The sequence below is a fragment of the Kitasatospora setae KM-6054 genome (assembly GCF_000269985.1).
In the GTDB taxonomy this organism is placed as follows: domain Bacteria; phylum Actinomycetota; class Actinomycetes; order Streptomycetales; family Streptomycetaceae; genus Kitasatospora; species Kitasatospora setae.
The window spans coordinates 6,397,529-6,411,920 of sequence record NC_016109.1 but is presented as its reverse complement, the minus strand read 5'-3'; the positions used below and the strand labels follow the sequence as shown (position 1 = coordinate 6,411,920).

The 14,392-nt window shown below is 68.2% G+C and carries 7 protein-coding genes and 3 rRNA genes; 2 read left to right on the top strand and 8 right to left on the bottom strand.

Annotated features, from left to right (window positions below):
* Positions 1-40 precede the first annotated feature (40 nt).
* The 3 genes from KSE_RS28365 to KSE_RS28355 all read right to left on the bottom strand — a co-directional run bounded on the left by KSE_RS28365 (position 41) and on the right by KSE_RS28355 (position 2,451).
* Complete coding sequence (locus tag KSE_RS28365) at positions 41-568, bottom strand: hypothetical protein (RefSeq protein ID WP_148283168.1); 528 nt, start codon at positions 566-568, stop codon at positions 41-43.
* A gap of 258 nt (positions 569-826) precedes the next feature.
* Positions 827-1,873, bottom strand: a complete 1,047-nt coding sequence (locus KSE_RS28360) for an HAD-IIA family hydrolase (RefSeq protein ID WP_014138800.1) — start codon at positions 1,871-1,873, stop codon at positions 827-829.
* Positions 1,874-1,941: 68 nt separating this feature from the next.
* On the bottom strand, positions 1,942-2,451 hold the full coding sequence (locus KSE_RS28355; RefSeq protein WP_014138799.1) for a tetratricopeptide repeat protein: 510 nt from the start codon (positions 2,449-2,451) through the stop codon (positions 1,942-1,944).
* A 111-nt stretch (positions 2,452-2,562) separates the two neighbouring features.
* Here KSE_RS28355 and KSE_RS28350 point away from each other — a divergent pair, with 111 nt between their 5' ends.
* Positions 2,563-3,918: a DUF1015 family protein gene (locus tag KSE_RS28350; protein WP_014138798.1), complete on the top strand. Its 1,356-nt coding sequence runs from the start codon at positions 2,563-2,565 to the stop codon at positions 3,916-3,918.
* An 87-nt stretch (positions 3,919-4,005) separates the two neighbouring features.
* Here KSE_RS28350 and KSE_RS28345 read toward each other — a convergent pair whose 3' ends face one another.
* From KSE_RS28345 to tyrS, 5 genes are all read right to left on the bottom strand, one after another.
* Positions 4,006-4,893, bottom strand: a complete 888-nt coding sequence (locus tag KSE_RS28345) for a tetratricopeptide repeat protein (protein WP_014138797.1) — start codon at positions 4,891-4,893, stop codon at positions 4,006-4,008.
* A gap of 1,658 nt (positions 4,894-6,551) precedes the next feature.
* Positions 6,552-6,668, bottom strand: a 5S ribosomal RNA gene (rrf, locus tag KSE_RS28335).
* Between the two features lie 108 nt (positions 6,669-6,776).
* A 23S ribosomal RNA gene (locus tag KSE_RS28330) occupies positions 6,777-9,883 on the bottom strand.
* A 291-nt stretch (positions 9,884-10,174) separates the two neighbouring features.
* Positions 10,175-11,698 (bottom strand): 16S ribosomal RNA (locus KSE_RS28325).
* Together the 16S, 23S and 5S rRNA genes form the textbook arrangement of a ribosomal RNA operon.
* Positions 11,699-12,309: 611 nt before the next feature.
* Positions 12,310-13,575 carry a tyrosine--tRNA ligase gene (gene tyrS, locus KSE_RS28320; protein ID WP_014138796.1) on the bottom strand — a complete coding sequence of 422 codons (1,266 nt, stop codon included), beginning with the start codon at positions 13,573-13,575 and terminating at the stop codon, positions 12,310-12,312.
* Between the two features lie 225 nt (positions 13,576-13,800).
* Here tyrS and KSE_RS28315 point away from each other — a divergent pair, with 225 nt between their 5' ends.
* Positions 13,801-14,328, top strand: a complete 528-nt coding sequence (locus KSE_RS28315) for an HNH endonuclease (RefSeq protein WP_014138795.1) — start codon at positions 13,801-13,803, stop codon at positions 14,326-14,328.
* Positions 14,329-14,392: the final 64 nt, after the last annotated feature.

Below are 14,392 nucleotides of genomic sequence, written 5' to 3'. Positions count from 1 at the left end.
CGAACGGCCAACCCGCCGCGCGGCGGCCACTACCCGCCGCTCACCCGCACCACTTGGACGGCAGCCCGCCACCGACCGGCTCCTGCGGGACGTCCAGCACCGCCTCGCCCGGCTGCCCCCCGTCGACCAGCACGTGCGCCACCGGACGGCCCGTCAACTGCCAGTCGGAGAACACCAGGTAGTGCCGCCGGGCGCCGTTCGCGGAGAACTCGTCGCCGATCGGCACCACCTTCAGCCGCTCGCCCCCGCACTCCACCCCGACCAGCCGCTGCCGGTCCGCGTCGACCTGGACGTACCAGCGGCCGTCCGCCCGGCCGTCCGGGATCACCTTCAGCCCGGGCTGCTCCGCCAGCGGCCTGGACGCCTCGGTGTCGCACCAGCTGAACCGCCCGGAGGACTTCCCGCCCTCCGTCCGGCCCAGGCACTGCTGCCCGCCCGGCTTGCTCCAGACCAGGAAGCCGACCGCCCCCTCCTGGTGGACCAGCCGGACCGACTCCCGCACCGTGTCGTCCTGCGCCTCGATCCACTCCCGCATCCGCGCCACCCGCGCGTCGAGCTGCACGTCCACGGCCTTGACGTTGGCCTTGCCCGTCGACCCGGACCCGGACCCGGACCCGGACGGGCTCGCGGCCGCCGCCGGCCGCCCGTCCGAGGTGCACCCGACCGCCCCCGCCAGCACCGCACCGCACACGGCGGCCACCGCCACCGCTCTCCCCCGCACCATCACGCGCACGACTCCCCCTCCCCCGGACACTGCCGGACGCACCGTACACCGCGCGCCCGGCCACCCGCCGGTCAGATCAGGGAAGCCGCGGGAACGGCGGCGTCACCCCGCCGCCGGCAGCCCCGCCAGCGCCTTCGCGGACTCCGGCGCCGCGCCGCCGTGCGCGTCCGCCCACGTCCAGGCCGCCGCGCACAGCGCCCGCAGCGCGTCGATCCGGCTGCCCGCGCCGTCCAGCGCCAGCACCCCGCCGTCCGCGCCCGCCGTCCAGCCGCCGCAGCCGAACCGGCCGCCGCCCGCCGCCGCGACCTCGGGCTGCGCCTCCAGCAGGCCCCGCAGGTCCTCGGCCAGGTACGTCGGCCGGTGCCGCAGCGGCGCGGCCAGCACCTCCTCGGGGGTGGCGATGCCGGTGAACACCAGCAGCGAGTCCACCCCGCCGTTGAACGCGCCCTCGATGTCGGTGTCCAGCCGGTCGCCGACCACCAGCGGACGCTTCGCGCCCGTTCGCAGCACCGTCTCCCGGTGCATCGGCGGCAGCGGCTTGCCCGCGACCTCCGGCTCCACCCCGGTCGCCGCCCGCACCGCCGCCACCAGCGTCCCGTTGCCCGGCGCGATGCCGCGCGCCGTCGGAATCGACAGGTCCGTGTTCGAGGCGACCCACGGCAGCCCCCGGCCCACCGCGTACGAGGCTTCCGCCAGGTCCGCCCAGCCCACCGACGGGTCGTAGCCCTGCACCACCGCCGCCGGGTCGTCGTCCAGCGAGCGCACCGGCACCAGCCCGCGCTCCTCCAGCGCCTCCAGCAGGCCCGCCCCGCCGACCACCAGCACCCGCGACCCGGCCGGCACCTTCTCCGCCACCAGCCGCGCCGCCGCCTGCGCCGAGTTGATCACGTCCCCCGGCTCGGCCGGCACGCCCAGCTCCGTCAGGTGCCCGGCGACCACCCGCGGCGGCCGCGACGCGTTGTTGGTGACGTACGCCAACCGCATCCCGGCCGCCCGCGCCCGGTCCAGCGACTCCACCGCGTGCGCGATCGCGTGCGGCCCGGCGTACACCACCCCGTCCAGGTCCAGCAGCGCCGTGTCGTACGCCTCCGTCAGCGCCACCGCACTGGCCCCCGGCACGCTCCGCACCGCCGCGGCGTTCTCCGTCATCGCTGCTCCACCCTCGTCACCTCGAAGTCACCTCGAAGCCGTCCCGAACCGGACGGGCACCCGCCAGCCTAGGACCCCGCCGGGTCCTCCGGCCCCGCCAGGTACCCGGGCGCGCCCGGCAGCAGCGGCCCGTACGCCCCCGCCCGGGCCGCCAGCGTCGCCCGGGTCTGCCGCAGCGCCGCCTGGTAGTGCCGGTTGCCCGGCTGCATCGCGACCGCCAGCGCCAGGTGCTCCGCCGAGGTCTCGAAGTCGCCCAGCCGGGCCGCCGACACCCCCCAGCCGAACTGTGCGTAGTCGTCCGACGGGTCGGCCTCCGCGACCACCCGGAAGCTCTCCAGCGCCGGCCCGTACTGCCCCGCGTCGAACTGGGCCCGCGCCAGCGCCTCCCGGATCGACCCCGACCCGGGCTCCGCCTCCGCCGCCCGCGCCAGCAGCTGCACCGCCGCCGCCGGGTGCCGCTCCTCCAACAGCCGTACCCCGCGCCGGAACCAGTCGTACACGCCGCCGCCCGGCGCGCCGCCGCCGTTCCCGCCGTCCAGGCCGTTCACGCCGTCGCCCTCGTGCTCCCGGTGCCCCATCCGCCCTACCCCGCTTTCCCGTCCGCCCCGCTCGCCATCCCGCCCACAGCAGCCGGGCGGCCGTACCCAACGCGATCTCCCAACAAGGACTACCCGACTAACATGCCCAGAATGAGCGCCCCTCGTGCCGAAAGCGGCAACGAGCCCTCGGGCGGTCCCGGAGACCCCGGGCACGTCGCCACCGCAGGGCTTTCCCTCTCCCCGTTCCGCGGCCTGCGCTACGACCCGCACCGGGTCGGCGACCTGGCCGCCGTCACCTCCCCGCCGTACGACGTGGTCGACCCCGGCCGCCGGCTCGACCTGGAGACCGCGGACCCGCACAACATCGTCCGGCTGATCCTGCCCCGCCCCGAGCCCGAGGACGCCGGCGACCGCCCCGACCGCGACACCCGCTACCGGCACGCCGCCCGCCTGCTCCGCGACTGGCGCCACCAGGGCGTCCTGACCGCCGACCCGGACCCGGCGCTGTACGTCTACGAGCAGCGCACCCCGTCCGGCACCCTGCAGCGCGGCCTGATCGGCGCCCTCGCCGTCAGCGGCCCCGAGGCCGGCGTCGTCCTCCCGCACGAGGACGTCATGCCCAAGCCGGTCGCCGACCGGGTCGGCCTGATGCGCACCACCCGCGCCAACCTCGAACCGCTGCTGCTCACCTACCGCGGCCACGGCCGCGCCGCCGACGTCATCGAACGCACCGCCGCGACCGAGCCGCTGCTCGCCACCACCACCAGCGACGGCACCCACCACCGCCTGTGGGCCGTCACCGACCCCGCCAACCTGGCCGCCGTCACCCGGGACCTGGCCGGCTGCCGCGCCCTGATCGCCGACGGCCACCACCGCTGGGAGATGTACCTGCGGCTGCAGCGCGAACACCGCCACCTCCCCCGCAGCCCGTGGGACCGCGGCCTGGTCCTGCTGGTCGACACCGACCGCTACCCGCTGCGGGTCCGCGCCATCCACCGCGTCCTGCAGCGCCTCCCGCTGGACGCCGCGCTGGCCGCCCTCGACCCCGCCGCCTGGAAGGCCACCGACCTGCCCGGCGCCCTCCCCGACGCGCTGCACGCCCTCGCCGAGGCCCACCGCACCCCCGGCAACTCCTTCGTCCTCACCGACGGCGCCGGCCGCTTCCACCTGCTCACCGGCCCCGACGAGGCCACCCTCGCCGCCACCGTCCGCACCGACCGCCCCGAGGAGTGGCGCCGCCTGGACGCCACCGTCCTGCACGCCGTCCTGCTCGACCGCACCTGGCACGTCCCCGACAGCCCCGAGCACATCGGCTACCTGCACTCCGCCGAGGCAGCCGTCCGCGAGGCCGCCCGCACCGGCGGCACCGCCGTCCTGCTCCACCCCGTCGAGGAACGCGTGGTGCGGCGCCTCGCCGAGCAGGGCGTCACCATGCCGCGCAAGTCCACCTCCTTCGGCCCCAAGCCGGCCACCGGACTCGTCCTGCGCTCCCTCGAACTCGGCTGACACCCCCGCCGACACCCCCGCGCCCACGGAAAAGGCCCCCGCTCCTACCCGGAACGGGGGCCTTCCCTCACTGCTCACGACGGCGCATCAGCCCTGCTTCGGCTGCTGCTCCTCGAACGAGTCCTCGTCGTAGTCCTCGTCGATCTCCTCGTCGTCCTCGTCGTAGAACTCCTCGACGTCTTCTTCGTCCTCGAAGATCATCCGGTCGTCGCCGACGTCGTCCTTGTCGATCTGGCGGCGCACCGGCTCCACGGCCTCCGCGCCCTCGTCCTCGGCCTCGGCGTCCTCGTCCAGCGCGTCGGTGAACTCGATGCCGTCGATCTCCGCCAGCCGCTCGGCCGCGTTGGTCGAGCCGTCGGTGTCGGCCTCCACGGCCTTCACGAACCACTCGCGGGCCTCGTCCGCCCGACCCGCCGCGATCAGCGCGTCCGCGTACGCGTAGCGCAGCCGCGCCGTCCACGGGTGGATCGCCGAGGACGCCAGCTCCGGGCTCTGCAGCGTCACCACGGCGGCGTCGAACTGCTCCAGGTCCGCCCGGGCACCGGCCGCGACCAGCCGCATCTCGACCTGACCGGCCTTGTCCAGCTGCTTCACCTCGGGCTCACCAGCCATCGCCAGCGCCCGCTCCGGCCGGCCCAGACCGCGCTCGCAGTCCGCCATCACCGGCCACAGGTCGACCCGCCCGGTCATCCGCTTCGCCGCCCGGAACTCGGTCAGCGCCTCCGAGTACCGCTGCGTCATGTACGAGGCGAAACCGGCCGCCTCACGCACGCTCGCCACCCGCGACGCCAGCCGCAGCGCGACCTTCGCGTAGTTGTAGGCCTCCTCCGGCTCGCTGTCGAGCAGCCGCGCCACCATCACCAGGTTGCGCGCCACGTCGTCCGCCAGCGTCTTCGGCAGGCTCTTCAGGTCCTGCTTGACGTCCGCGTCGATCTCGAACCCGGTCACGTCGTCCGGGATCGGCAGCCGCTTCACCGGCTCCTGACGCCGCTCGTCGTACCCGCCCCGGTCGTCCCGACGCTCGTACCCACCGCTGCGCTGCGGACGGTCGTCCCGCCCACGGAACCCGCCGCGGTCATCGCGACGCTCGTACCCACCACTGCGCTGCGGACGGTCGTACCCACCGCTGCGCTGCGGACGGTCGTCCCGGCCACGGAACCCGCCGCGGTCGCCGCCCTGCGGGCGGTCGTACCCGCCACTGCGCTGCGGGCGGTCATCGCGACGCTCGTAGCCACCGCTGCGCTGCGGACGGTCGTACCCGCCGCCGCCAGCGCCACCGCGCTCGTCCCGATCCCGCCCGTACGACGGCCGGTCCTCACGCGGACGGAACCCACCACGGTCCCCACCCTGCGGACGGTCGTACCCACCACTGCGCTGCGGCCGGTCATCGAACGACCGCTCCTCGCGCGGGCGGTAGCCACCACCCTGCGGCCGGTCGTCCCGCCCACGGAACCCGCCGCGGTCGCCGCCCTGGGGGCGCTCGTAGCCGCCGCTGCGCTGCGGACGGTCGTCGCGACGCTCGTAGCCACCGCTGCGCTGCGGACGGTCGTACCCGCCGCCGCCAGCGCCACCGCGCTCGTCCCGGTCCCGCCCGTACGACGGCCGGTCCTCACGCGGACGGAACCCACCACGGTCCCCACCCTGCGGACGGTCGTACCCACCACTGCGCTGCGGACGGTCCTCACGCGGACGGAACCCGCCACGGTCGCCACCCTGGGGGCGCTCGTAGCCGCCGCTGCGCTGCGGGCGGTCATCGCGACGCTCGTAGCCACCGCTGCGCTGCGGACGGTCATACCCACCGCCGCCGGCGCCACCACGCTCGTCCCGGTCCCGCCCGTACGACGGCCGGTCCTCACGCGGACGGAACCCACCACGGTCCCCACCCTGCGGACGGTCGTCCCGGCCACGGAACCCACCGCGGTCGCCGCCCTGCGGACGGTCCTCACGCGGACGGAACCCACCACGGTCCCCACCCTGCGGACGGTCGTCCCGGCCACGGAACCCACCGCGGTCGCCGCCCTGCGGACGGTCGTCACGCGAGCGGTAACCGCCGCCACCACCGCCGTACGACGGGCGGTCGCCGCCCTGCGAACGGTAGCCGCCACGGTCGCCGCCCTGGGGACGGTCGTCCCGACCACGGAAGCCACCACGGTCGCCACCGCCGCCGTACGACGGACGGTCATCACGGGAGCGGAACCCCCCACGGTCGCCGCCACGGTCACCGCGGTCGTCACGACCCCGGTAGCCGCCGCCTTCACCACGGTCGTCACGGCGCGGGCCACGGTCGTTGGACCAGCCCCCACGCGACCTGGGTTCGTAACCCCGGCCGCCGTCGTTACGGCGCTCGGGCCGGTCCTGGGGCGGGTTCGACATGCTGGTGACTCCTGTCTGCACACTGCGAGTTCGAGAGGCGCCACTGCCGTTCGACCGACACCAGCGCGCGAGATCCGGACGCCTCCGCCCCCACCGGGGTCCGGAACGTCCGCCTTGTCCATTGTCCGGCATACGGCAGGACACCGCGTCCGGGTGCCCCCGACCGCGCCGTCCGCCGGCCGTACGCGTGTCCGGCCGATGCCCAACAAAAAAGGCCAAGGCCCCAGCGAATCGCTGGGGCCTCGGCCTTTTGAAGAATTGTTCGGCGGCGTCCTACTCTCCCACAGGGTCCCCCCTGCAGTACCATCGGCGCTATGAGGCTTAGCTTCCGGGTTCGGAATGTAACCGGGCGTTTCCCTCATGCTATGACCACCGAAACCCTATCGGGTATTCAGCGAACACACTTTTCAATTGAAAGTGATGTTACTTGTTCGCCGGCGATAGCTGTTCGCTACCCGGGAACCACACAGTGAACGCGAGCGTCTGAGGACAAGCCCTCGGCCTATTAGTACCGGTCAACTCCACCCCTCACAGGGCTTCCATATCCGGCCTATCAACCCAGTCGTCTACTGGGAGCCTTACCCTCTCAAGGAGGTGGGAGTGCTCATCTCGAAGCAGGCTTCCCGCTTAGATGCTTTCAGCGGTTATCCCTCCCGAACGTAGCCAACCAGCCATGCCCTTGGCAGGACAACTGGCACACCAGAGGTTCGTCCGTCCCGGTCCTCTCGTACTAGGGACAGCCCTTCTCAACACTCCTACGCGCACAGCGGATAGGGACCGAACTGTCTCACGACGTTCTAAACCCAGCTCGCGTACCGCTTTAATGGGCGAACAGCCCAACCCTTGGGACCTACTCCAGCCCCAGGATGCGACGAGCCGACATCGAGGTGCCAAACCATCCCGTCGATATGGACTCTTGGGGAAGATCAGCCTGTTATCCCCGGGGTACCTTTTATCCGTTGAGCGACGGCGCTTCCACAAGCCACCGCCGGATCACTAGTCCCTACTTTCGTACCTGCTCGACCCGTCAGTCTCACAGTCAAGCTCCCTTGTGCACTTACACTCAACACCTGATTGCCAACCAGGCTGAGGGAACCTTTGGGCGCCTCCGTTACCCTTTAGGAGGCAACCGCCCCAGTTAAACTACCCACCAGACACTGTCCCTGATCCGGATCACGGACCCAGGTTAGACATCCAGCACGACCAGAGTGGTATTTCAACGATGGCTCCACCATGACTGGCGTCACGGCTTCAAAGCCTCCCACCTATCCTACACAAGCCGAACCGAACACCAATATCAAGCTATAGTAAAGGTCCCGGGGTCTTTCCGTCCTGCTGCGCGAAACGAGCATCTTTACTCGTAATGCAATTTCACCGGGCCTGTGGTTGAGACAGTCGAGAAGTCGTTACGCCATTCGTGCAGGTCGGAACTTACCCGACAAGGAATTTCGCTACCTTAGGATGGTTATAGTTACCACCGCCGTTTACTGGCGCTTAAGTTCTCAGCTTCGCCACGACGAATCGTGACTAACCGGTCCCCTTAACGTTCCAGCACCGGGCAGGCGTCAGTCCGTATACATCGCCTTACGGCTTCGCACGGACCTGTGTTTTTAGTAAACAGTCGCTTCTCGCTGGTCTCTGCGGCCACCACCAGCTCAGGGAGCTAAGTCCCGTCACCAGCAATGGCCCCCCTTCTCCCGAAGTTACGGGGGCATTTTGCCGAGTTCCTTAACCACAGTTCACCCGAACGCCTCGGTATTCTCTACCTGACCACCTGAGTCGGTTTGGGGTACGGGCCGCCATGAAACTCGCTAGAGGCTTTTCTCGACAGCATAGGATCATCCACTTCACCACAATCGGCTCGGCATCAGGTCTCAGACTACGTGTTGCGCGGATTTGCCTACGCAACGTCCTACACCCTTACCCCGGGACTACCACCGCCCGGGCTGGACTACCTTCCTGCGTCACCCCATCGCTCACCTACTACAGGCTTGGACCGGCGGCTCCACCACGTCCCATCGTCCGAAGACTCCGGGCCGGCTTCACGGCCTTAGCATCACCTGGTTCGACGTTGGCGCTTCAAAGCGGGTACGGGAATATCAACCCGTTGTCCATCGACTACGCCTGTCGGCCTCGCCTTAGGTCCCGACTTACCCTGGGCAGATCAGCTTGACCCAGGAACCCTTGGTCAATCGGCGCAAGAGTTTCCCACTCTTGTATCGCTACTCATGCCTGCATTCTCACTCGTGAACCGTCCACAACTCGATTCCTCGGCTGCTTCACCCGGCACACGACGCTCCCCTACCCATCACAGCCTCCGTTGGGAGTATTGCTGCAATGACACGACTTCGGTGGTGTGCTTGAGCCCCGCTACATTGTCGGCGCGGAATCACTTGACCAGTGAGCTATTACGCACTCTTTCAAGGGTGGCTGCTTCTAAGCCAACCTCCTGGTTGTCTCTGCGACTCCACATCCTTTCCCACTTAGCACACGCTTAGGGACCTTAGTCGGTGTTCTGGGCTGTTTCCCTCTCGACCATGGAGCTTATCCCCCACAGTCTCACTGCCGCGCTCTCACTTACCGGCATTCGGAGTTTGGCTAAGGTCAGTAACCCGGTGAGGCCCATCGCCTATCCAGTGCTCTACCTCCGGCAAGAAACACGCGACGCTGCACCTAAATGCATTTCGGGGAGAACCAGCTATCACGGAGTTTGATTGGCCTTTCACCCCTAACCACAGGTCATCCCCCAGGTTTTCAACCCTGGTGGGTTCGGTCCTCCACACGGTCTTACCCGCGCTTCAACCTGCCCATGGCTAGATCACTCCGCTTCGGGTCTTGGGCATGCAACTCGAACGCCCTGTTCGGACTCGCTTTCGCTACGGCTACCCCACACGGGTTAACCTCGCTACACACCGCAAACTCGCAGGCTCATTCTTCAAAAGGCACGCAGTCACAGCCCGAAGGCTGCCCCCACGGCTTGTAGGCACACGGTTTCAGGTACTATTTCACTCCGCTCCCGCGGTACTTTTCACCATTCCCTCACGGTACTATCCGCTATCGGTCACCAGGGAATATTTAGGCTTAGCGGGTGGTCCCGCCAGATTCACACGGGATTTCTCGGGCCCCGTGCTACTTGGGAGAAGCTCAAGCGAGCCGTACGGATTTCGTCTACGGGGGTCTTACCCTCTACGCCGGACCTTTCGCATGTCCTTCGACTACCCATACGGTTTCTGACTCGCCCAGCCGCCGGCAGACGACTGAAGAACTTTCCCACAACCCCCAAGCGGCAACCCCTGCCGGGTCTCACACCACTTGGGTTTGGCCTCATCCGGTTTCGCTCGCCACTACTCCCGGAATCACGGTTGTTTTCTCTTCCTGCGGGTACTGAGATGTTTCACTTCCCCGCGTTCCCTCCACATACCCTATGTGTTCAGGTATGGGTGACAGCCCATGACGACTGCCGGGTTTCCCCATTCGGACACCCCCGGATCAAAGCTCGGTTGACAGCTCCCCGGGGCCTATCGCGGCCTCCCACGTCCTTCATCGGTTCCTGGTGCCAAGGCATCCACCGTGCGCCCTTAAAAACTTGGCCACAGATGCTCGCGTCCACTGTGCAGTTCTCAAACAACGACCAGACACCCAAACCCGACACCCCCAAGACAGGGACGCCCGGCATGAGGCCGGCAACCTGAAGACAACGACCACTGGCCGTTCCCTCAGGACCCAACAACGTGCCCGACACACCCGCCTCCGGAACACCGCTTTCCACGCCCCGGAAGGGCAGTACTCGCGATCTCCATCACCGTGTGTGCCGAATAGTCAACGTTCCACCCATGAGCTAGCACTCCGGGACATTCGCCCGAAGCTGCCGTGTGCTCCTTAGAAAGGAGGTGATCCAGCCGCACCTTCCGGTACGGCTACCTTGTTACGACTTCGTCCCAATCGCTGGTCCCACCTTCGACGGCTCCTCCCCTCACGGGTTAGGCCACCGGCTTCGGGTGTTACCGACTTTCGTGACGTGACGGGCGGTGTGTACAAGGCCCGGGAACGTATTCACCGCAGCATGCTGATCTGCGATTACTAGCAACTCCAACTTCATGGGGTCGAGTTGCAGACCCCAATCCGAACTGAGACCGGCTTTTTGGGATTCGCTCCGCCTCGCGGCATCGCAGCCCTTTGTACCGGCCATTGTAGCACGTGTGCAGCCCAAGACATAAGGGGCATGATGATTTGACGTCGTCCCCACCTTCCTCCGAGTTGACCCCGGCAGTCTCCTGTGAGTCCCCATCACCCCGAAAGGCATGCTGGCAACACAGAACAAGGGTTGCGCTCGTTGCGGGACTTAACCCAACATCTCACGACACGAGCTGACGACAACCATGCACCACCTGTACACCGACCACAAGGGGGCTGATATCTCTACCAGTTTCCGGTGTATGTCAAGCCTTGGTAAGGTTCTTCGCGTTGCGTCGAATTAAGCCACATGCTCCGCTGCTTGTGCGGGCCCCCGTCAATTCCTTTGAGTTTTAGCCTTGCGGCCGTACTCCCCAGGCGGGGAACTTAATGCGTTAGCTGCGGCACCGACGACGTGGAATGTCGCCAACACCTAGTTCCCAACGTTTACGGCGTGGACTACCAGGGTATCTAATCCTGTTCGCTCCCCACGCTTTCGCTCCTCAGCGTCAGTAATGGCCCAGAGATCCGCCTTCGCCACCGGTGTTCCTCCTGATATCTGCGCATTTCACCGCTACACCAGGAATTCCGATCTCCCCTACCACACTCTAGCCTGCCCGTATCGAATGCAGACCCGGGGTTAAGCCCCGGGCTTTCACATCCGACGCGACAGGCCGCCTACGAGCTCTTTACGCCCAATAATTCCGGACAACGCTCGCACCCTACGTATTACCGCGGCTGCTGGCACGTAGTTAGCCGGTGCTTCTTCTGCAGGTACCGTCACTTGCGCTTCTTCCCTGCTGAAAGAGGTTTACAACCCGAAGGCCGTCATCCCTCACGCGGCGTCGCTGCATCAGGCTTTCGCCCATTGTGCAATATTCCCCACTGCTGCCTCCCGTAGGAGTCTGGGCCGTGTCTCAGTCCCAGTGTGGCCGGTCGCCCTCTCAGGCCGGCTACCCGTCGTCGCCTTGGTGGGCCGTTACCCCACCAACAAGCTGATAGGCCGCGGGATCATCCTGAACCGCCGGAGCTTTCCACCACCCCCCATGCGGGAAGCGGTCGTATCCGGTATTAGACCTCGTTTCCAAGGCTTGTCCCAGAGTTCAGGGCAGATTCCCCACGTGTTACTCACCCGTTCGCCACTGATCCACCCCGAAGGGCTTCACCGTTCGACTTGCATGTGTTAAGCACGCCGCCAGCGTTCGTCCTGAGCCAGGATCAAACTCTCCGTGAATGTCTTCACAAAGAGCGGCACGGCGACCAGCCGGAATAAGGCGGTCCCGCGCACTGCGTCCTCGCTAGTGTTACTTCATAAAGGAATCTCCAACCAACCGAACGAGTCGGCCGGCCGGGGATGTCAACATATCTGGCGTTGACTTTTGGCACGCTGTTGAGTTCTCAAGGAACGGACGCTTCCTTCGACCGGCCTTCCGACCGCATCTCCGGGCGCTTCGTTCTTTCGTGTTTCCAGCTTAGCAGATGTTTTCCGCTCCGTTTTCCGGAGTTTCATTCGATCTGCTTCGCTTTTGCCTTTCGGCGCTCCCGAACTCTACCAGAGTTATTCGGCCCGCTTTTCCGTCCGGAAATCCGAACGGACGCGCGACGAATCGCTCATCAGGGTTGGGGTGGGGTTTCGCCTCCCGGTCTGTCTCAGCCGGTTCAGGCGACTCGGACTACGTTAGGACACCGGAGCGGGCGAGTCAAACACCGAGGGGCCGGATCTGGCTGGATCCGGCCCCTGTTCGCGGTGTCCGCAGGTCAACTGCGGTCTGTTTCAGGCCCGCTGAGCGCCTGTCCGAGGTCTCCGGGGGCCTGCGGGGATGTTCGGCAGGCTCCGGGTGGGGGTTACGCGTCGGCGAGTTCGACGGCGGCGAGGTTGCGCTTGCCGCGGCGGAGCAGGATCCAACGGCCGTGCAGCAGGTCGGTGGTGGTGGCGACGGCCTCCTCGTCGGTGACCTTCGCGTTGTTGAGGTAGGCGCCGCCCTCCTTGATGGTGCGGCGGGCGCCGGAGCGGCTGGGGGCGAGGCCGGTTTCGACCAACAGGTCGACGATCTGGCCGAGTTCGGCGACCGTGGCCTTCGGGACCTCGGCGAGGGCGGAGGCCAGGGTGGCGGGTTCGAGGTCGACGAGGTCGCCCTGGCCGAAGAGGGCCTTGGAGGCGGCGACGACCCGCTCGTACTGGTCGGCGCCGTGGACGAGGGTGGTGAGCTCCTCGGCGAGGGCGCGCTGGGCGAGGCGGGCGGCGGGGCGCTCGGCGGTGTCGCGTTCGAGCTGCTCGATCTCCTCGCGGGTGCGGAAGGAGAAGATCCGCAGGAACTTGGCGACGTCGCGGTCGTCGGCGTTCAGCCAGAACTGGTAGAAGGCGTAGGGCGTGGTGAGCTCGGGGTCGAGCCAGACCGTGCCGGACTCGGTCTTGCCGAACTTGGTGCCGTCGGCCTTGGTGATCAGCGGGGTGGCGAGGGCGTGCACGGAGCGGCTCTCGGCCTTGCGGATCAGGTCGGTGCCGGCGGTGAGGTTGCCCCACTGGTCGCTGCCGCCGGTCTGCAGGGTGCAGCCGTAGCGGCGGTTCAGCTCCAGGAAGTCCATGCCCTGGAGGATCTGGTAGCTGAACTCGGTGTAGCTGATGCCCGCGTCGGAGTTCAGGCGGCGGGCGACCGCCTCCTTCGCGATCATGTTGTTGACCCGGAAGTACTTGCCGACGTCGCGGAGCAGCGAGATCGCCGACATGCCGGACGTCCAGTCCAGGTTGTTGACGATGCGGGCGGCGTACTCGCCCTCGAAGTCGAGGAAGCGGGAGACCTGGGCGCGCAGGCGGTCGACCCAGGCGGCGACCGTCTCGGGGTCGTTGAGGACGCGCTCGGCGGTGGGCTTGGGGTCGCCGATCAGGCCGGTCGCGCCGCCGACCAGGCCGAGCGGGAGGTTTCCGGCCCGCTGGATCCGGCGCATGGTGAGGAGCTGGACCAGGTTGCCGAGGTGCAGGCTGGGCGCGGTCGGGTCGAAGCCGCAATAGAACGTGACCGGGCCGTCCGCGAACGCCTTGCGCAGTGCGTCCTCGTCAGTGGACAGGGCGATCAGCCCGCGCCACTGCAGCTCGTCGACGATGTCGGTCACGGTCCCGCGTCTCCTTCGGTCGGGTGTCCGCGGCGCGGGGGGTGCGCCCGGACGGGTACGGCGGGCTGGACGGTACCAGCGGAGTAGAGCCTACGCGGTCGGGGGGTCCGGGGGTTTAGCCGCTGGTCGGTGCGGGGTGGCGGAAATTCCGTTGTTCGGCGGGGTGCGGGCGTTCACAGTGGTGCCACCGCCGTGCGGCGGGGCGAGCACCGGAGGTGGCCCGTTATGCGCAACACCCTTGTCCTGAACGCGAGCTACGAACCCCTGAGCACGGTGCCGCTGCGCCGGGCCGTGGTGCTGGTCCTCCAGGACAAGGCCGTGGTCGAACAGGCGCATCCGCTGCGGGTGGTCCGCGGTTCGGGGGTGCAGCTGCCGGTGCCGCGGGTGATCAGGCTGACCAGGTACGTCCGGGTGCCGTTCCGACAACGGGCTCCGTGGTCGCGGCGGGGGGTGCTGGCGCGCGACCAGTTCCGGTGCGCGTACTGCGCGCGGCGGGGCACCACGGTGGACCACCTGGCGCCGAGGTCGCGCGGCGGGGCGGACAGCTGGATGAACACGGTGGCGGCCTGCGCGGAGTGCAACCAGCGCAAGGCGGACCGGACGCCGGAGCAGGCGGGGATGCGGCTGCTGCGGCGGCCCTTCGAGCCGACGCCGGAGGCGACGTTGATGCTCGCGCTCGGGCTGCGGGCGGGCGAACTGGGGGAGCTGGCGGCCTGGCTGCCGGAGCCCGCCGAGGCGGCCGCGAGCGCGTGAGAGGCCGACGGGCCCGACCTGATCAGGGGACAGGTCGGGCCCGTCGTCGTGCGTACGGGGCCGG